The sequence below is a fragment of the Streptomyces sp. NPDC003042 genome, from assembly GCF_053591315.1.
The window spans coordinates 197,617-216,904 of the sequence record NZ_JBSFTP010000003.1 but is presented as its reverse complement, the minus strand read 5'-3'; the positions used below and the strand labels follow the sequence as shown (position 1 = coordinate 216,904).

The following is a 19,288-nucleotide window of genomic DNA, read 5'->3' as shown; positions in this document are numbered from 1 at the left end:
GACATCCGCACCATCGAGACGGCCCTCGGCGACGGCGTCAAGCGCGTCTACGACTCCGAACTCGGCCCGATGAAGAAGCTCCGCCGCGTCCAGGGGACCGTCGCCGCAGAGGGCGTGACGGCCTCGGCATGAGCGAAACCCTCGCCCTGGTGGAGAGCCCGGCTCAACTACTGAATGTCCTGGAGTGGGCTCACGTCCATCCGGGCGAGGCAGCGTCACTCACCATCGCCGTGCTCCAGCCGACGGACCCGCGCTCCCGGGCGCAGGTCCGCCGGCTGTGCCGGTTCGCCTCCCAGGCCAAGGTGGTGTGGCGGCGCTACGAGGTCCGCGCGGGCTACCTGGGCCGGGCCCACGACCTCGTCCGCCTGGGCCGAGCGGTCGCGGTCGCCGAACGCCTGGTGATCGGGGACCTGTTCTCCCGCACCATCCAACTGCTCCTGCCGCGCTCGAAGGCCCGCGAGGTGGTCGTCGTGGACGACGGCACGGCCACCACGGAACTGGTGAGCCTGCTGACGTACGGGCAGCAGCTGACCCGCTGGCACCAGGGCGCCGCCAAACCGTCCGCCAAGGGCGGCGGCGCGGTCAACCGCTGGCTGGCCCGCGACGCCCTGGACCGCGCCACCTTCTTCACCTGCATGCCGGTCGCCGCGCCGCCGGGCACCGAGATACGGGCCAACGAGTACGCCTGGAGCCGCGAGACCTTCGGCCCGGTACGGGTGCGGCCCGGGGCCGATCTGGCGGGCAGCTCCCTCGTGGAGACCGGCGTCATCGACCAGGACCGGTACATCGAGGCGGTCGGCTGGATCGCCCGCAGCCGCGCCGCCGACCGGTACCTGGCGCACCGCCGGGAGAGTCCGCAGAAGCTGGAGCGGATCGCCCGGGCCACGGGCATGGAGATCGTCCACCCCGAACTGCCGCTGGAGCTCACCGCGCTGACCGAACCCATCGGGCAGTGCGTGCTGACGTTCGCGTCCACCATCGCCTACACCCTGCCGATCGTGCTGGGCGGTTCGCCGGTACGGGTGGAGCTGTGCGAGATGGACGACGCCTGGATCACCGCGGACACCGCTGAGCGTTCGGTGGAGTTCCTGCACCGGATCTCCGCGCTGGCGGTGGACCGGCACGGCCTGGCCAGGATCCCGCCGCAGGGACGCCCCCGGCCGACCCTGCCCGCGCTGCCCGCCCAGCCGCACGGGTTCGCGCAGCCGCACGGGTTCCCGTAGACCGCTCAGAAGCGCTGCCAGCGGCCCAGCGAGAGACCGGAGTTGTCCTTCTGCCGGTTCACCAGCAGTTCACCGCGGGCACTGATGGAGGCGATGACGACCTTGCCGTGGCCGTCGACGGCGAGGGCCGGGGAGTCCAGGCCCTCCTCCCCGATCTCGGTCCACCACAGCCCGGCGGCCTCGTGCTCCGTGGGGTACGCGGCGAGGGCGGTGCGCCCGCTCACCGTGCGGTAGGCCAGCACCGTGCAGTCGTAGCCGTCGACCACGGCGCGGGTGGCGGCGAGCGCCGCGCAGGCCGGTCCACCGCCGAGGGCCAGTACGCCGGCGCCCTCGCGGTAGGCGAACACGCCGCTCGCGTCGGCCGCGTGCCAGAAGTGCGTGACGCGACCGCCCGGGCCGGTCTCCAGGGTGCGCACCGAGCCGTCCTGGACCAGGTACGGAATGTCCTCGCCCTTGCGCAGGGGGCTGCCCGGACCGGTCTGGGCCCAGAGCGAGAGGCCCCTCTCACCGGGGGCGGCGAACCAGACGCGGCCCTCGGCGGTGGCGCTGGCGCAGGCCCCCTCGAAGGTCTTGCTGCCGCGCAGGTCGTCCCAGCCGCCCCAGTTCCCCTTCTTGTCCTGGCGCCGTACGTGGACCCCGCGGCCGGCGTTGCGCACGAAGACGTGGGGTGTGCCGTGCGCGTCCACCGCCAGGCTCGGCGGTCCGCCTCGGTGGGACATCTCGGGCTTCTGGTAGAGGGTGCCGAGGGAGTCCCACGGGCCCATGGGGCGGCCGCTCTGGTACTGCACCGCGTGGTGGTAGGTGACGGTCTCGGTGTCGTCGGACCGCAGTCGGCGCCGTCCCACGAAGTGGGCGTACCCGTCCGGGCCTTGGCCCACCGCGAGGTCGGTCAGTTCCGGGGCGGGGAAGAAGTCGGGGCCGGTCCAGTCGGGGCCGCCGGGGACGCGCTCGGTCCAGCGGAGCAGACCGCCCTCGGCGCGCGCGTAGGCGGTGAGCCGCCCGTCCTTGCCGGCGAGGACCCAGCGGCCGGCCACGGGGCCCAGGGCGACGAAGTCCCAGTCACGTCGTGCGGAAGCCACTGCCGACGGTGCCGGTCCGGACCGGGCTCCGGCCGAACGCGGGGTGGATTTGTGTGAATTGCGCGTGGATCGCGTTGCCATGGAACGCCAGCAACCCTTCCCCTTCACCACTCGAACGGATTCAGGATACCCCGAGGGCCTCATGGCGCGATCCTGCGTTTATGTTGTAGCCGCGAGATCTCCCGCATCCCGTTCGGAAGGCCGGTTCCCGGGCATGACTTCAGACACCACCGCCACGACGACGCCGGAGGGCCGGGAGGCCCCCGCGCGTGCGCCCCGCCCGCCCCGTTCACGCGGCAGCCGGATCCGGCGGGCGCTGGCCTGGAGCGCGGCCGTGGTGATCCTGGCCGCCGCCGGCGCCGGGTGGTGGGCCTACAGCCACCTCAACGGCAATATCGACAGCGTCGACCTGAACCAGGCGATCGGCGAGGACAACCGGCCCCCGAAGGTGGTCGAGAACGCCCAGAACATCTTGGTGCTCGGCTCCGACTCGCGGGCCGGGGCCAACGGGGACCTCGACCACGGCAATGTCAGCGGAGCCCGCTCGGATACGGCGATGCTGGTGCACATACCCGAGGGCCGGGCCAAGGCCACCGCGGTGAGCATCCCCCGCGACACCCTGATCACCCGCCCGGAGTGCAAGGACAAGGACGGCAAGAACGTCCCGGCCGCGAACCGGGTCATGTTCAACTCCGTCTACACGCTGGCCGGTCCCGCCTGTGTGGTCAAGACCGTGGAGCAGTTGTCGGGGATCCGCGTGGACCACTTCGTCGAGGTGGACTTCGCCGGCTTCAAGGGCCTGGTGGACGCGCTCGGCGGGGTCACCGTCACCCTCGACAAGCCCATGACCGGCGCCAAGGGCGGACTCAAGCTGGACGCGGGCACGCACCGGCTGGACGGCACCGACTCGCTGAAGTTCGTACGGACCCGCTACGGCTACGGCGACGGCAGCGACCTCGGACGCATAGGCCTGCAGCAGCAGTTCATGCTCGCCATGCTGTCCGAGATCAAGAAGCAGGACGCCCTCGGCAACCCGGCCCGGCTCTACAAGCTGGCGGACGCCGGGACCAAGTCCCTGACCACCGACTCCGATCTGGCCTCGCTGACCGCGCTGTCCGACTTCGCGCGGAGCATGAAGGGCGTGGACCCGGCCACCATGGAGACCATCATGCTGCCGGTGGCCTACGACAAGGTGGACCGCAACCGGGTCGTCGTCGCCGAGCCGCAGGCCTCCCAGCTGTGGGAGGCGCTGCGGACCGACCAGAAGATCCCGGCCTCGGCGAAGGACTCCCCCGCCAAGGGCGGCTCGGGCACCAAGTCCTCCCCGGCGCCCAAGCCCTGAGGGTCCATGCCCCTCTACCGGCCTACCGCTCCTCGTGCACCGGCTGGCTCGCGCCCCTGCCCCGGCCGAGCAGGCTGTGCCCGCGTCCGTAGAGGTAGTAGACGAAGATGCCGGCCACCATCCAGATCGCGAAGCGCAGCCAGGTCTCCGCGGGCAGGTTGAGCATCAGCCAGACCGAAGCCGCGATCGACAGGATGGGCACCAGCGGCACCAGCGGGGTGCGGAAGGAGCGGGGCAGGTCGGGGCGGGTGCGGCGCAGGATCATCACGCCGAGGGCCACGACCACGAAGGCGAAGAGCGTGCCGATGTTCACCAGCGTGGCGAGTTCGTTGATGCTGGTGAATCCGGCGACGATCGCGATGAGCACGCCGAGCAGGATGGTAGGCCGGTACGGCGTACGGAACTTCGGGTGGGTCCGCGAGAAGAACCGCGGGAGCAGGCCGTCGCGGCTCATCGCGAAGAACACCCGGGTCTGGCCCAGCAGCAGGATCATGCACACCGTGGTCAGGCCCACCGCCGCGCCGAAGCTGATGACGCCGCCGTAGATGGGATGCCCGGCGGATTTGAAGGCGTCGGCCAGCGGGGCACTCACCGAGAGCTGCGAGTAGTGCTGCATGCCGGTCACCACGAGCGAGACCGCGACGTAGAGCACCGTGCAGATCAGCAGCGAGCCGAGGATGCCGCGTGGCATGTCACGCTGCGGCAGTTTGGTCTCCTCGGCCGCGGTGGCCACGACGTCGAAGCCGATGAAGGCGAAGAAGACGACGGAGGCGGCGGTGAAGATGCCCATGATGCCGAAGTTGGTCGGCGCGTAGCCGAAGATGAGCTGGACGAGTGGCGCGTCGAGGCCGGATCCGGTCGTCTGGGGCACCGCGTCGGGGATGAACGGCTGGTAGTTGCTGCCCTTGATGAAGAACAGTCCGGCGATGATCACGATGAGGACCACCGTGACCTTGATGGCCACGACGATCGCGGTGATCCGCGCGGACAGCTTCACGCCGAGGACGAGGATGACGGTCAGCACGAGTACGAGGACGAAGGCCAGCAGGTCGAAGCCGCCGCCCGGACTGTCGGGCCCGTCCATGGACGCGGGCATGTGGATCCCGGCGTTGTCCATGAGCGAGCGGACGTATCCGGACCAGCCGACCGCGACGACGGCGGTGCCGAGGGCGAATTCGAGCACCAGGTCCCAACCGATGATCCAGGCCGGGAGTTCGCCGATCGAGGCGTAGGAGAAGGTGTACGCGGAACCGGCCACCGGCACCGTCGAGGCGAATTCGGCGTAGCAGAGCGCGGCGAGCGCGCACACGACGCCGGCCGCGACGAACGCCAGGGCCGTGGCGGGGCCGGCGGTCTCCTTCGCCACTTTGCCGGTGAGGACGAAGATGCCGGTGCCGATGATGACACCGACGCCGAAGACGGTCAGGTCCCAGGCGGAGAGCGACTTGCGGAGCTGGTGTTCCGGCTCCTCCGTGTCGCGGATGGACTGCTCCACCGATTTCGTGCGGAAGGGGCTCTTCAGATCCCTGCTCACCGACGACCTCCGAACAGGCGGCGTGCATACGCGAAACGGCATACGCGAACGGGCCGGGAGGCCCACCCCCTCCAGGGTGATCTCCCGGCCCGTGACGTGCAACCGCGCGGCGATCTAGTCGATGGCGGCCGGCTCGCTCTCGTAGCGCCCGTCCAGCTTGGCGACCAGGCCGGTGACCTGCCGGGCGATGTCCGGGGCGGTCAGACCGATCTCGGCCATGACCTCCTTACGGGTGGCGTGGTCGAGGAAGCGCTGGGGGATGCCGAAGTCGCGCAGCGGTACGTCGACACCCGCGTCCCGCAGCGCCTGCGAGACGGCGGAGCCCACACCGCCGGTGCGGCCGTTGTCCTCGACGGTGACGACCACGCGGTGGGTGTCGGCGAGCGGGGCCAGGGCCTCGTCCACCGGCTTGACCCAACGGGGGTCGACCACGGTCGTGCTGATGCCCTGTTTGTCGAGCAGGTCGGCGATTTCCAGGCACATGGGGGCGAGTGCGCCGACCGAGACGAGCAGTACGTCCGGACGGGTGACCTCGGGGGCCGGGGCGCGCAGTACGTCCATCCCGCCGATTCGGCCGACGGCCGGGACGGCCGGGCCGACGACGCCCTTGGAGTAGCGCACGACGGTCGGGGCGTCCTTGACCTGGACGGCCTCGCGGAGCTGGGCGCGCAGCTGCTCGGCGTCACGCGGGGCGGCCAGGCGCAGGCCGGGCACGATCTGCATGATGGACATGTCCCACATGCCGTTGTGCGAGGCGCCGTCGGTACCGGTGACACCGGCCCGGTCCAGGACGAAGGTGACCCCGCACTTGTGCAGGGCCACGTCCATCAGGACCTGGTCGAAGGCACGGTTGAGGAAGGTCGCGTACACCGCGAAGACGGGGTGGGCGCCGCCGGTGGCCAGGCCGGCGGCCGAGGTGGCGCCGTGCTGCTCGGCGATGCCGACGTCGAAGATGCGGTCCGGGTAGGCGTCCGCGAACTTCTTCAGGCCGACCGGCTGGAGCATGGCCGCGGTGATCGCGACGATGTCCGGGCGCTCCTTGCCGAGCTTGACCATCTCGTCGGCGAAGACGGAGGTCCAGCTGGCGGCGTCGGTGGAGACCGGCAGGCCGGTGTCCGGGTGGATCGGGCCGATGCCGTGGAAACGGTCCGCCTCGTCCTGCTCTGCGTGGGTGTAGCCCCGGCCCTTCTGGGTGAGGCAGTGCACGATGACCGGGCCGCTGAAGCGCTTCGCGCGCGTGAGGGCGGACTCCAGGGCCTCGATGTCGTGACCGTCGATGGGGCCGATGTACTTCAGGCCCAGGTCCTCGAACATGCCCTGCGGGGCGATGAAGTCCTTCAGGCCCTTCTTGGCGCCGTGCAGGGTCTCGAAGAGCGGCTTCCCGACGACCGGGGTGCGCTCCAGGATCTCCTTGCCGCGGGCCAGGAAGCGCTCGTAGCCGTCGGTGGTGCGCAAGGTGGCCAGGTGGTTGGCCAGGCCGCCGATGGTGGGGCCGTACGAGCGCTCGTTGTCGTTGACCACGATGACCAGCGGGCGGTCCTTGGCGGCGGCGATGTTGTTCAGCGCCTCCCAGGCCATGCCGCCGGTCAGCGCGCCGTCGCCGATGACGGCGGCGACGTGGTGGTCCTCGCGGCCGAGCACCTCGTTGGCCTTGGCGAGGCCGTCGGCCCAGCCGAGCACCGTGGAGGCGTGCGAGTTCTCGATCACGTCGTGGTCGGACTCGGCGCGCGAGGGGTAGCCGGACAGGCCGCCCTTGGCGCGCAGGTTGCCGAAGTCCTGGCGGCCCGTGAGCAGCTTGTGGACGTAGGCCTGGTGGCCGGTGTCGAAGAGGACCTTGTCCTTGGGCGAGTCGAAGACCCGGTGCAGGGCGATCGTGAGTTCGACCACCCCGAGGTTGGGGCCGAGGTGCCCGCCGGTCTTGGAGACGGCGTCGACGAGGAAAGACCTGATCTCGGCGGCGAGCTGGTCGAGCTCCGCCTGGCTGAGCCGGTCCAGATCGCGCGGTCCCTTGATGCGGGTCAGCAGCACCCGTGCCTCCTTGCAGTTGCTTGCTGGTCTGTCGAGTCTAATGTTCCGCTCGCGGGGTCGGTCATCGGGCCGCCCTTGAACAGACCACTCTTGCGAGTGATGACGCGGCACGCCGCCCCATTACGGTACCGACCGGCTGCGGGACGAGCGCACGCACAGGTGCCCGGCACCACACGCGGTGGCACCGGGCACTGTGGGCAGCGTGTGCTAGGCGCGTCCGGCCGTCTTCTGGGTCTTGCGGGTGACCGAGTCGATGACCACCGTGGCCAGCAGTACCGCGCCGGTGATCATGTACTGGATCGGCGTCGCGATGCCCTCCAGGGCCAGACCGTACTGGATGGAGGTGATGACCATGACGCCGAGGAGGGCGTTCCAGGTACGGCCCCGGCCGCCGAAGAGGCTGGTGCCGCCGATGACGGCCGCCGCGATGACGTTCATCAGCAGGTCGCCGGCGCCGGCGCTCTGGTTGGCCGCCGCGATCTTGGAGGCCCAGAAGAGCCCGCCGACCGCGGCGAAGGTGCCCGCGATGGCGAAGACCGCGATGCGGATCCCGTTCACGTCGATGCCCGCACGGCGCGAGGCCTCGACGCTGCCGCCGAGCGCGAAGATGTTGCGGCCGAAGGAGGTGCGGCGCAGCACGAAGTCCGTACCGACCAGCGCCAGCAGGAAGAGCACCACCGCGAGCGGCAGGCCCTTGTACTGGTTGAACACGATGGCGGGCCCGAAGGTGAAGAGGGCGAGCACGCCGGTGCGCAGCAGGATCTCGGTGAGCGGCCGGGAGGGGACTCCGGCCGCCTCGCGGCGTCGGTTGTCGAAGAAGGTGGCGAGGAAGTAGCCCGCCACGGCCAGGGCCGCGAGGCCGTAGGCGACCGCCACGTCGGAGAAGTAGTACGTGGTGAGCTGACCGACCACGCCCTCGGAGTCGATGTTGATGGTGCCCTGGCTGCCGAGGATCTGGAGCATCGCGCCGGACCAGAACAGCAGGCCCGACAGGGTGACGGCGAAGGCGGGGGCGCCGATCCGGGCGAAGAAGAAGCCGTGGATCGCGCCGATGAGGGCGCCACCGGCGACGGCGGCGAGGATCGCGAGCCATTCGTTCACGCCGTGGGTGACGGCGAGGACGGCGACGATCGCGCCCGAGACGCCGCTGACCGAGCCGACCGAGAGGTCGATCTCGCCGAGCAGCAGCACGAAGATGATGCCGACGGCCATCATGCCGGTCGCGACCATCGTGATCGCGATGTTGGTGAGGTTCTCCGGGGAGAGGAAGTTCGCGTTCAGCCCCTGGAAGATGCTCCAGATGATGATCAGACCGAGAACGACCGGGATGGATCCCAGGTCACCGGCCTTCAGCCGGCGCTTGAACTCGTCTCGGTAGCCGGACAGACCCTGCTCGCGCACGAGCAGGCGGGGGTCCACCGCCGGGATGGCGTCCGTCGCGGCGGCCGGGTTGACGGGGTCGACGTGCTCCGCGGGCCCCTTGCCCAGCGGATCGGCGGCGGGATTCTGGGTGCTCACTTGCGGGCCTCCCCGGTGCGGGCCGCCCGGCGGGTCACGGCGTTGTCCGTGGCACCGGTGATGGCGGAGATGATCTCTTCCTGCGAGGTTTCGGCGACGCTGAAGACGCCGTTGTTGCGGCCCAGCCGCAGTACCGCCACCTTGTCGGCGACGGCCTTCACATCGGCCATGTTGTGGCTGATGAGGATGACGGCGTGGCCGCGCTCGCGCAGCCGCTCCACCAGGTCGAGGACCTGCGCGGTCTGCTCCACGCCGAGGGCGGCGGTGGGCTCGTCGAGGATGACGAGCCGGGGCTCGCCCAGCATCGAGCGGGCGATCGCCACGGTCTGGCGCTGACCGCCGGAGAGCGAGGCGATGGGAATGCGGACACTGGGGATCCGGATGGACAGGGTGGTCAGGAGCTCGCGGGCGCGGCGCTCCATCTCCACCTCGTCGAGCACGCCGTAGCGCTTGAGCTCGCGGCCCAGGAAGAGGTTGCCGACGACGTCGATGTTGTCGCACAGCGCGAGGTCCTGGTAGACCGTCGCGATGCCCAGGTTCTGGGCGTCGTGGGGCTTGGTGATGGAGACGGGGCGGCCGTCCCACTCGATGACTCCGTCATCGATGGGGTGCACGCCGGCGATCGTCTTGACCAGCGTGGACTTGCCGGCGCCGTTGTCGCCGACGAGGGCGACCACCTCACCGGAGTGGATCTCGAGTTCTACGTCGGTCAGGGCCTGGACGGCGCCGAACCGCTTCGAGACCCCTCGCAACGCCAGCACGGGCGCAGCGGACACATGAACCATCTCCTTCGCCGCCTGACCGGCGGGGATGTCGTGCAGAAAAGAGCAGGAGCGGGATGAACGGGGGAACTGCTGAAACGTTTCTGTCCGGCGCCCCGCCCGTGGCGGGGGAAGAGGGGCGGAGCACCGGACAGGTGCGGGGGCTGCCTGCGCCGGAGCGGAGGCGGCCGGGGCCTACTTGAGGCCGATGGTGGCGCAGGCGGCCGCGTACTTCTCGGTGCAGATCTCGTCGACCGTGTAGACGCCGTCCTTGACGACGGTGTCCTTGATGTTGGCCTTGGTCAGCGAGACGACCGGGATGAGCACCGACGGGACGCCCTTGGTGGTCGGGCTGTCGATCTTGTTGTTGATGATGCCGTCGATCTTCTCGCCCTTGGCGAGGGCGACGGCCATCTCGGCCGCGGCCGCGGCCTCCGGGGCGTACGGCTTGTAGACGCTCATGAACTGCTCGCCCGCCACGATGCGCTGCACACCGGCGAGTTCGGCGTCCTGGCCGGTGACCGGCGGCAGGGGGGAGAGGCCGGCGGCCTTGAGGGCGGTGATGATGCCGCCGGCCATGCCGTCATTGGCGGAGTAGACGCCGACGATCTTGTCCTTGCCGATCGCGGAGAGCGCGCCCGCCATGTTGGTGTTGGCGTTCTCCGGCTTCCACTCCTTGGTGTCGTACTCCTTGCCGATGTTCACCTTGCCGTCGAGGACGGAGTGCGCGCCCTGCTTGAAGAGCTTGGCGTTCGGGTCGGTGACGGAGCCGTTCATCATGACGATCTGGCCGTCCTTGGCCTTGTCGCCCAGCGCCTCCAGCAGTGCCTTGCCCTGGACCCTGCCGACCTCTTCGTTGTCGAAGGAGGTGTAGGCGTCGATCGGGCCCTCGGCCAGGCGGTCGTAGGCCACGACCGGGATGCCGGCGTCCTTGGCCTTCTTGACCGAGCCGGCGATGGCCTTGGCGTCGACCGCGTCGATGATCAGCGCGTCCACCTTGTTGGTGATCATCGTGTCGACCTGCGAGTTCTGCGTGGTCGCGTCCTGCTTGGCGTTGGCGTAGACGACCTCGGCCTTGCCGCCGGTGAGGTCGGCAACCTTCTTCTCGATCAGCGGCTTGTCGAACTTCTCGTAGCGCGCGGTCTGGTTCTCCGGGAGGAGAAGGCCGATCTTGATGTTGTCGCCCTTGGCGGCGCCGGCGTCCTTCGACTTCTCGCCGGCCTCCTTGGCGCTGCCACAGGCGGCCAGCGATACGGCCATGGCGCCGGCGGCGACGGCAACGGCGGCTCTACGCATAGGCGTGTTCATTACTTGAACCTCCCTGACGAGGCCGCAACGCTGCGGCCGAGGTGAGTGTGAGTCAACCCCGGCCGCAAGTTTGCCGTCAAGGAGTGAATCCTTAACAAGATGACAACGGTGCCATCCGTTATCTAACTGAAGACAAGGCGGCGGGTGCTCGTACCCCGATCCCATTTTCCGCCAAAAGCGTCGAATCGCCCATCTCACTCAGCACGAGGGCCAGTGCGCCGAGGACCTCGGCCCGGCCGCCGAGCGATCCCGTCAGCACCGACAGCTGCCGGGCCGCGCTCGGAATCGCGTACCTTCCCACTGATTCACGGATGGGCGTCAGGACCAGTTCACCGGCGTCCGCCAGCGAGCCGCCGAGCACAACCCGGCTCGGGTTCAAGAGGTTGCAGAGGCTGGCCACTCCACTGCCGATGTGCCGGCCCACGTCGGTGATGACGCGGCGGCAGCCGGGATCCCCGTCGCGGGCGAGCTCGACCACCCGCTCCATCGTCAGCTCCGGCCCGTGGCTGCCCTGCAGCAGCGGCAGCACGTAGCGTGCGGCGGCGAAGGTCTCCAGGCAGCCGCGGTTGCCGCAGCGGCAGACGGGGCCCGATTCGTCGAGGGTGATGTGCCCGATCTCCCCGGCGGTGCCGCCCGGTCCCCGGTAGATCTGGCCGTTGATCACCAGGCCGGCGCCGACACCGCTCGCGACCTTGATGTACGCCAGGTCCTTGACGCCGCGGCCGCTGCCCCAGACCAGCTCGCCCAGCGCTCCGAGATTCGCGTCGTTGTCGACGTAGACGGGTACGCCCAAACGTTGCGAGAGCTCGCGGCGCGGGTTGATCCCGGCCCAGCCCGGCAGGATCGCGGTGGAGCCCAGCGTGCCGGACTCCACGTCGATCGGGCCGGGGACACCGAGGCCCACGCCGATGACCTTGTCGCGGCCCACCCCCAGGCCCTCGATCAGCCGTCCGACCAGCGCCTCCGCCCGGTCGAAGCCGTCCACCCAGGACGCGTCCACGTCCAGCGGCTCGGCCTCCTCCGCCAGTACCTGGTGCGCGAGGTTCCCGACGGCCACCCGCAGGTGGGTGTGGCCGAAGTCCACGCCGATCACGATGCCGGCATCCCCGCTGAGGGAGACGCTGCGCGCCCGCCGGCCGCCGGCGGAGGTGTCGGTGACCTCGACGGTCCCGGCCTCCTTGAGCTCACGGACGATGTTGGAGACCGTGGCCGCCGACAGTCCGGTGGTGCGGGCGATCTCCGCCTGCGTCAGCGAACCCGCGAGCCGCACGGCCCGCACGACCCGCTCGAGGTTCGCGCGATGCAGCGAGGACTGCGATCCGGGAGTCTGCACGACTCATCCACTCCTGCCCTTAAGCGACGGCCAGCCGTCGCCCCCCGGCCGGATGTCGCGGCTGTGCGCTCCGAGACCCCGGCGTCTCTCCAACTTGTGAAGCTTAAGTCGAGCCTTTGGGCCTCCACACGTCAAGAGCCTGCGACAGCACGAATAGGACACCGCTGACCAAATGACTGAAGAGTGCTCGGGCTCCTGTGTCAGGCATACGTCATCGCTGCCTCCGGCGCACCCTGTCGGCGGCTGAACACGGCGGCACCCAGGACGGCCCGGTGCCGGGCCGTCCTGGGTGCCGTGTCCGCCGGGGCGGTCGTGCCGGCCGGTGCCGGCCGGCCCTGGGACTACTTGAGCGTGGCGGTGGTCAGTCCGGCCTGGATCTGGCGCTGGAAGGACAGGTAGACCACCAGCATCGGGATCATCGCGATGGTCACACCGGCGAACAGCACCGGCAGGTCGGTCTCGTAGCCCATCTGGTACTGGAGCTGGATCAGCCCCTGGGTCAGCATGTACCGCTCCGGATCGGAGCCGGTCTGCGGCTGCATCAGGACCGCGGGCAGGATGTACTGGTTCCACTGGCCCAGGACGTTGAATATCCCGACGCTGATCAGGCCGGGCTTGGCCATCGGCAGCATCACCTGGAAGAAGATCCGGGTGTCGGAGGCCCCGTCGATCACCGCCGCCTCGTGCACCGCCGTCGGCAGCGTGCGGAAGAAGGAGTGCATGAAGAAGACGGTGAAGGGCATCGAGTAGGCGACGTAGACCAGGATCAGACCCTGGTAGCTGTTCAGCATGTCGAGGCGCTTGACCATGAAGAACAGGGGGACGAGCGCCAGGAACACGGGGAACATCGCCCCGCTGACGAAGAAGACGTAGACGATCCGGTTCCCCCTGAAGGGGTAGCGGGCCAGTACGTACGCCGCCATCGAGCCCAGCAGCATCGTCAGCGGGACCGAGAACACCATCACGATCACGGTGTTGGCGAAGTAGTCCCCGATGCCCTTGTCCCAGGCTCGGCCGAAGGCGTCGAAATGCCAGTTGGACGGCCAGCTCAGGGCCGAGCCGCCGATCTGGGCGTCCGTCTTGAAGGAGCCCAGCACCAGCCAGACCAGGGGCAGGACGATCAGTATCGCCCAGAGGGCCAGGAAGCCGTGGGAGAAGACGTTGAGCACCCGCCCCTCGGAGCCGCTGTTCCCGCCCTCCTTGGGGCGGCGGCTGCCGCCGGACCGCTCGGCCGCGGCCTCGCCGGGTGCCTTGATCACTGTGGTCATGGTGTCTCCCGCTCAGAACTCGATGCGCTCGCGGCGGGTGGCGCGCAGCGTGACAAGGGAAAGGACGAGGGTCAGTATCAGCATGACCACGCCCATGGCGCAGGCGTATCCGCTCTTGCCGAAGTACAGGAAGTTGCGCATCAGCACCGTGGCCATGACCTCGCTGTGGTGGTCCGGTCCGCCGCCGAACTGGCCCGAGGTCATGGTCGACACCAGCACGAACATGTCCATCGCGGCGATGCCCAGGTAGACCGCCGAGGTCTGGACCGAGTCCCACAGCAGGGGCAGCGTCACCTTGAAGAAGGTCTGCGCGCGTCCGGCGCCGTCCAGCAGGGCGGCCTCGTAGATGTCCCTGGGTACGGACTGCATGGCCGCCGAGAAGAGGACCAGGTAGAAGCCGACTCCGTGCCAGACGACCACGAGCAGCAGGCACCAGAGCACGAGGTCGGGCTCGTTGAGCCATTCGACGGGGTGGGCCGCGTCCACGATGCCGGTCTTGACGAGGAGGCCGTTCAGCAGGCCGCCCTCGTCGCTGCGGTACACGGCGCCGAAGAGCACCGCGAGGATGGCGAGGGAGAGGACCTGCGGGAAGAAGTAGACGACCTTGTAGAGGGCCGAGCCCCGCACGCCCCGCACGCCGCCGGCTCCGCTGCGCCCGCCCGCGTTGACCATGAAGGCGAAGAAGAGGGCGAGCAGAATGGTGACCGCCGGGACGGACACCAGGAGCAGCAGGTTGTGCCACAGGGCGCCGAGGAAGACCTGGTCCTCCAGCAGGGTCGCGTAGTTGTCCAGGCCGACGAAGTCGAACGTCGGTGACTGGCCCGACCAGTTGGTGAAGGAGTACCCGAACGTCTGGATGTACGGCCAGATGACGAAGGTCAGGTACAGCGCGAGAGGCAGGATGAGGAAGCCGGCGATGAAGCCGCCCCGGCCCCTGCTCGTGGCTACGTGGCTCATGGTGTCCGTCCCTGGAGGTTCCGGGTGGCCGGTGGACGCGTCAGCTGCGCTTGTTGTTCTTGGCGTTGGGGTCCTTGGCCGCCTTGTCCACCGCGGCCTGGGCCCGCTTGATCCATTCCTTGGGCTGGATGCGCTGGGCCATCAGCTCGTTGGACGCGTTCTGGATCTCGGTGTCCATCTCGCTGTACCAGTCCGGGTAGAGGTAGTTGAAGGTGTCGCTCCCGGCCGCCTTGAGGGCGGCGACCGCCGACTGGGTGCCGGGACGCAGCTTCACACCGGGGTCCACGCCGTCCATGACCACAGTGAGGGAGTTGGCCTGCTGGGCGAAGAGGGTGGACCATTCGCGCGACAGCATCGAGCGGATGAACTCCATGCCGGCTGCCTTGTTGGCCGCCTTCTCGGGGACGATGAAGGGCTCGCCCGCGCCGGCCCGCAGCGCCGCGAAGGGCAGCTTGCTGTCGGCCAGGCCCGGCACCGGGAGGAACTTCATGTCGAAGTCCTCCGGGGTCTGCTTGAGCTGCTCGTTCTCCAGCCAGGAGCCGGAGGGGATGAAGGCGGCCTTGTACTGGTTCCAGGCGGTCTGGGACTCCGTGTGGGTGAGGCCGTTGGTGCCCGGCATCAGGAGGCCCTTCTCGACGACCTCGTAGACCGCCTCCACCGCGGCGAGCGCGGCGGCGTTGCCCTCGAAGGCGTTCGGTTCGAGGTTGTCGATCGCCTTCATGGCCTCCAGACCGCCCTTCTTGGCGATCAGGTCCATGATGACGACATTGATGTAGTACGGGTACTTGCCCTGGTGGGCGAGGCCGCCGATGCCGGCCTCCTTCGCCTTGGCGCAGACGGCGAGGAACTCGTCCCAGGTCTTCGGCTCGGCCCAGCCCTTCTCCTTGAAGAGCTTGCCGGAGTACCAGAATCCGAACACGGTGTAGATGTAGTTCAGGGAGACGAACTTGCCGCCTTGCGTGCCCTGTTCGATGGTGCCGGCGATGAGCGTGTCGCGGACCTTCTTGGTCGGGTCGTCGAGCGAGGGCGCGTCGAGCACCGGGGTGAGGTCGGCGAGCTGGCCGGCCTTGAAGAGCACGTCGAGCTTGATCTTCTGGGCACCGGAGTCGTCCACGACGTCCGGCGGGTTGCCGCCGTTGAAGCGCGTCTGGAGCTTTCCGGTGATTTCCTGGGTGCCGAGGTGGGAGGTGGTGGTGCCCCACTTCTTGTCGAACGCGGCCTCCCAGGCCTTCGCGTAGTCGTCGCCGAATCCGCCCTTGAAGACGACCACCTCCAGCTTGCCGCCCTTGGCGACGCCGAAGGGGTTCTCGGGGGACGTGGCCACCTTGGACTCGTTGCCCTTCGGCGCCGCCTCGCCGCCGGAGGCGCAGGCGGACAGGAAGCTCATCGTCGGCACGGCGATCAGGCCGAGTGCCGCGGAACGCTTGATCAGATCCCGGCGGCCGAGGCCTTCACCGGTGCTGTTCTCGCCGTGGGCGGAGGTGGATCCCATGCTCAAGTCCTCGCCTTCGTCAGGAGTGTGAAGGAGGCCGGAAATAACGGCAGTTGCCGTGAATAAGGGCATCGCCGCAGGTCCCTGCCGTCCCCCCGGTCCGGGGCCGCTCATTTCGCGGCGATCCGGACGGGCACAGGTATAGTCCACTTCCGCTCGACTGAGCAAGATCGTGCACAAAGATCGACCCCGGCTTTTCCGAGTTGAGACCTCACCGTCACCTGACCCGCTCCCCCTGCGACACCCGAATGAAACGGAAGGGCCGCACCCCCTTGGTGGGGGTACGGCCCTATGGTGCCGACAAGCGGCGGATGGCTCCGCCCGGCGCGCCCTTAGCCTCGGATGAGGTTGCGGAGCACGTACTGCATGATGCCGCCGTTGCGGTAGTAGTCCGCCTCACCCGGCGTGTCGATGCGGACGACCGCGTCGAAGTCCACACCGGTGTCGGTGGTCACCTTGACGGTGCGCGGGGTGGTGCCGTTGTTCAGCTCCTCCACACCGGTGAAGGAGAAGGTCTCCTCGCCGGTGAGGCCCAGGGAGGCCGCCGTCGCGCCCTCGGGGAACTGCAGGGGCAGGACGCCCATGCCGATCAGGTTGGAGCGGTGGATGCGCTCGTAGGACTCGGCGATGACGGCCTTGACGCCGAGCAGCGCGGTGCCCTTGGCCGCCCAGTCGCGCGAGGAGCCGGAGCCGTACTCCTTGCCCGCCAGGATGACCAGCGGGATGCCGGCGGCCTGGTAGTTCTGCGAGGCGTCGTAGATGAAGGAGACCGGCGCGCCCTCGACGGTGAAGTCGCGGGTGAAGCCGCCCTCGGTGCCGGCGGCGATCTGGTTGCGCAGGCGGATGTTGGCGAACGTACCGCGGATCATGACCTCGTGGTTGCCGCGGCGGGAACCGTACGAGTTGAAGTCGCGGCGCTCGACGCCGTGCTCGGTGAGGTACTTGCCGGCCGGGGTGTCGGCCTTGATCGCACCGGCCGGCGAGATGTGGTCGGTGGTGACCGAGTCGCCCAGCTTCGCCAGCACGCGGGCGCCGGAGATGTCGGAGACCGGGGTGGTCTCCATCGTCATGCCCTCGAAGTAGGGGGGCTTGCGGACGTAGGTGGACTGCGGGTCCCACTCGAAGGTGTTGCCGGTCGGGATCGACAGCGCCTGCCACTGGGCGTCGCCCGCGAAGACGTCCTGGTAGGACTTGTTGAACATGTCCTCGCCGATGGCGTTCGCCACGACGTCGTTGACCTCGGCCTCGGAGGGCCAGATGTCCTGGAGGAAGACCGGGTTGCCCTCGGTGTCGATGCCGATGGCGTCCCTGGTGATGTCCACCTTCATGGAGCCCGCGATGGCGTACGCGACGACCAGCGGCGGGGAGGCCAGGTAGTTCATCTTGACGTCGGGGTTGATGCGGCCCTCGAAGTTGCGGTTGCCGGAGAGCACCGAGGTGACCGCGAGGTCGTGCTCGTTGATCGCCTTCGAGATCTCCTCGTCCAGCGGACCGGAGTTGCCGATGCAGGTGGTGCAGCCGTACCCGACGAGGTTGAAGCCCATCTTGTCGAGGTACGGGGTCAGGCCCGCCTTGTCGAAGTAGTCGGTGACGACCTTCGAACCCGGGGCGAGGGTGGTCTTGACCCAGGGCTTGCGGGTCAGGCCCTTCTCGACCGCCTTCTTGGCCACGAGCGCCGCGGCGACCATGACGTAGGGGTTCGAGGTGTTGGTGCAGGAGGTGATCGCGGCGACGGTGACGGCGCCGTGGTCGATCTCGAAGGAGGAGCCGTCCGCGAGGGTGACCAGGGTCGGACGGGTCGGGACGCCGTCGGTGGAGGCCGGGGCGTCGGAGGCCGGGAAGGACTCCTTGCCCGCCTCGTCGTCGTCCTCGACGTAGTTGCGCACGTCGAGCGCGAACTGCTGCGAGGCGTTCGCGAGGACGATGCGGTCCTGCGGGCGCTTCGGGCCGGCGATGGAGGGGACGACCGTGGAGAGGTCGAGCTCCAGCTTCTCGGAGAAGTCCGGCTCGGCGGCCGGGTCCAGCCACAGGCCCTGCTCCTTGGCGTACGCCTCGACGAGCGCGACCTGCTGGGCGTCGCGGCCGGTCAGGCGCAGGTACTTCAGCGTCTCTTCGTCGATCGGGAAGATCGCGGCGGTGGAGCCGAACTCCGGCGACATGTTGCCGATGGTGGCGCGGTTCGCGAGGGAGGTGGCGGAGACGCCCTGCCCGTAGAACTCGACGAACTTGCCGACGACGCCGTGCTTGCGCAGCATCTCGGTGATCGTCAGCACCAGGTCGGTGGCGGTGGTGCCGGTCGGCAGCTCGCCGGTCAGCTTGAAGCCCACGACGCGCGGGATCAGCATGGAGACCGGCTGGCCGAGCATCGCGGCCTCGGCCTCGATGCCGCCGACGCCCCAGCCCAGCACGCCCAGGCCGTTGACCATGGTGGTGTGCGAGTCGGTACCGACGAGGGTGTCGGGGTACGCCTGGCCGTTACGGACCATGACGGTGCGGGCCAGGTGCTCGATGTTGACCTGGTGGACGATGCCGGTGCCCGGGGGGACGACCTTGAACTCGTCGAAGGCGGTCTGGCCCCAGCGCAGGAACTGGTAGCGCTCCTTGTTGCGGCCGTACTCCAGCTCGACGTTCTGGAGGAACGCGTCCGGGGTGCCGAACTTGTCGGCGATGACCGAGTGGTCGATGACCAGCTCGGCCGGGGCCAGCGGGTTGATCTTGGACGGGTCGCCGCCGAGGGCCTTCACGGCCTCGCGCATGGTGGCGAGGTCCACGACGCAGGGCACACCGGTGAAGTCCTGCATGATCACGCGGGCCGGCGTGAACTGGATCTCCTCGCTGGGCTGGGCCTGGGAGTCCCAGTTGCCGAGCGACCGGATGTGGTCGGCGGTGATGTTCGCGCCGTCCTCGGTACGGAGCAGGTTCTCCAGGAGGACCTTCAGGCTGTAGGGAAGGCGGGCGGCGCCCTCGACCTTGTCCAGCCGGAAGATCTCGTAGGACTCGTCGCCCACCTGCAGCGTGCTGCGGGCGTCGAAGCTGTTCGCCGACACGACAGTCTCCTTCATGCATGAATTCGCGCGTATAAACCGCATCCTGCCGCCACGCCCCTTGGCCAATCCGCTAAGGTAAGGCTAAGTTAGGTAACCCTTACCAGCGGGGGCGGCTGCGGTACGCCTTCGGCAGATATCTCGATGTCGAGATAACTCTAGTACATGTCCGGAGGCGGGACGAGGTACGCGCGCGGCGGGCCGCCCCCGTCGGCCTGTCGGCGGGACGCTTCCGCCTGCCCGATTCCAATCCCCGGGGCGGACGCTCCGACTCCGCGGCGCGCGGCGGGCATGGCGGGGCAGCGGCGGGGTAACAGCGGGGCACGGCGGGGCCGGCCGCACGGAAAGCGGCGCGGGCGAAGTGCGGACGCTCCGCCCAAGTCACCCTGAAAGCGGCATCA

At 69.0% G+C, this 19,288-nt stretch carries 13 protein-coding genes and 1 pseudogene; 3 read left to right on the top strand and 11 right to left on the bottom strand.

Annotated elements, in window-relative coordinates; genetic code table 11:
- A pseudogene (locus ACWDYJ_RS03330) lies at window positions 1-132 on the top strand (N-acetylneuraminate synthase family protein); the annotation flags it as partial.
- Window positions 129-1,223 carry a hypothetical protein gene (locus tag ACWDYJ_RS03325; protein WP_451563743.1) on the top strand — a complete coding sequence of 365 codons (1,095 nt, stop codon included), beginning with the start codon at window positions 129-131 and terminating at the stop codon, window positions 1,221-1,223. The pseudogene ACWDYJ_RS03330 and the gene ACWDYJ_RS03325, both read left to right, overlap by 4 nt.
- A 5-nt stretch (window positions 1,224-1,228) precedes the next feature.
- Here the strand turns inward: ACWDYJ_RS03325 and ACWDYJ_RS03320 are convergent, their stop codons facing one another.
- Window positions 1,229-2,302: a hypothetical protein gene (locus tag ACWDYJ_RS03320; RefSeq protein WP_451563742.1), complete on the bottom strand. Its 1,074-nt coding sequence runs from the start codon at window positions 2,300-2,302 to the stop codon at window positions 1,229-1,231.
- A gap of 214 nt (window positions 2,303-2,516) precedes the next feature.
- Between ACWDYJ_RS03320 and ACWDYJ_RS03315 the strand changes: the two genes are divergently transcribed.
- Window positions 2,517-3,644: an LCP family protein gene (locus tag ACWDYJ_RS03315; protein ID WP_451563741.1), complete on the top strand. Its 1,128-nt coding sequence runs from the start codon at window positions 2,517-2,519 to the stop codon at window positions 3,642-3,644.
- A gap of 22 nt (window positions 3,645-3,666) precedes the next feature.
- On the opposite strand, the gene ACWDYJ_RS03310 is transcribed toward ACWDYJ_RS03315, so the two are convergent.
- From ACWDYJ_RS03310 to acnA, 10 genes are all read right to left on the bottom strand, one after another.
- Window positions 3,667-5,178, bottom strand: a complete 1,512-nt coding sequence (locus ACWDYJ_RS03310; RefSeq protein ID WP_451563740.1) for an amino acid permease — start codon at window positions 5,176-5,178, stop codon at window positions 3,667-3,669.
- Window positions 5,179-5,292: 114 nt separating this feature from the next.
- Window positions 5,293-7,206, bottom strand: coding sequence for a 1-deoxy-D-xylulose-5-phosphate synthase (dxs, locus tag ACWDYJ_RS03305; RefSeq protein ID WP_451563739.1), 1,914 nt, complete (start codon window positions 7,204-7,206; stop codon window positions 5,293-5,295).
- A 207-nt stretch (window positions 7,207-7,413) separates the two neighbouring features.
- Window positions 7,414-8,694 (bottom strand): sugar ABC transporter permease, encoded by a 1,281-nt coding sequence (locus tag ACWDYJ_RS03300; RefSeq protein WP_451563752.1) that lies wholly within the window; start codon window positions 8,692-8,694, stop codon window positions 7,414-7,416.
- Between the two features lie 26 nt (window positions 8,695-8,720).
- Window positions 8,721-9,509: an ATP-binding cassette domain-containing protein gene (locus ACWDYJ_RS03295; RefSeq protein ID WP_451563738.1), complete on the bottom strand. Its 789-nt coding sequence runs from the start codon at window positions 9,507-9,509 to the stop codon at window positions 8,721-8,723.
- Between the two features lie 171 nt (window positions 9,510-9,680).
- Window positions 9,681-10,793 (bottom strand): sugar ABC transporter substrate-binding protein, encoded by a 1,113-nt coding sequence (locus ACWDYJ_RS03290; protein ID WP_451563737.1) that lies wholly within the window; start codon window positions 10,791-10,793, stop codon window positions 9,681-9,683.
- A 118-nt stretch (window positions 10,794-10,911) separates the two neighbouring features.
- Entirely contained in the window at window positions 10,912-12,126 is a 1,215-nt protein-coding gene (locus ACWDYJ_RS03285) for an ROK family transcriptional regulator (RefSeq protein WP_451563736.1), read from the bottom strand.
- A 341-nt stretch (window positions 12,127-12,467) separates the two neighbouring features.
- Window positions 12,468-13,394: a carbohydrate ABC transporter permease gene (locus ACWDYJ_RS03280; RefSeq protein WP_451563735.1), complete on the bottom strand. Its 927-nt coding sequence runs from the start codon at window positions 13,392-13,394 to the stop codon at window positions 12,468-12,470.
- A 12-nt stretch (window positions 13,395-13,406) separates the two neighbouring features.
- Window positions 13,407-14,351 (bottom strand): carbohydrate ABC transporter permease, encoded by a 945-nt coding sequence (locus tag ACWDYJ_RS03275; protein ID WP_451563734.1) that lies wholly within the window; start codon window positions 14,349-14,351, stop codon window positions 13,407-13,409.
- Window positions 14,352-14,391: 40 nt separating this feature from the next.
- Entirely contained in the window at window positions 14,392-15,843 is a 1,452-nt protein-coding gene (ngcE, locus tag ACWDYJ_RS03270; protein WP_451563733.1) for an N-acetylglucosamine/diacetylchitobiose ABC transporter substrate-binding protein, read from the bottom strand.
- 332 nt (window positions 15,844-16,175) lie between these two features.
- Entirely contained in the window at window positions 16,176-18,890 is a 2,715-nt protein-coding gene (gene acnA / locus ACWDYJ_RS03265) for an aconitate hydratase AcnA (RefSeq protein ID WP_451563732.1), read from the bottom strand.
- Window positions 18,891-19,288 lie beyond the last annotated feature (398 nt).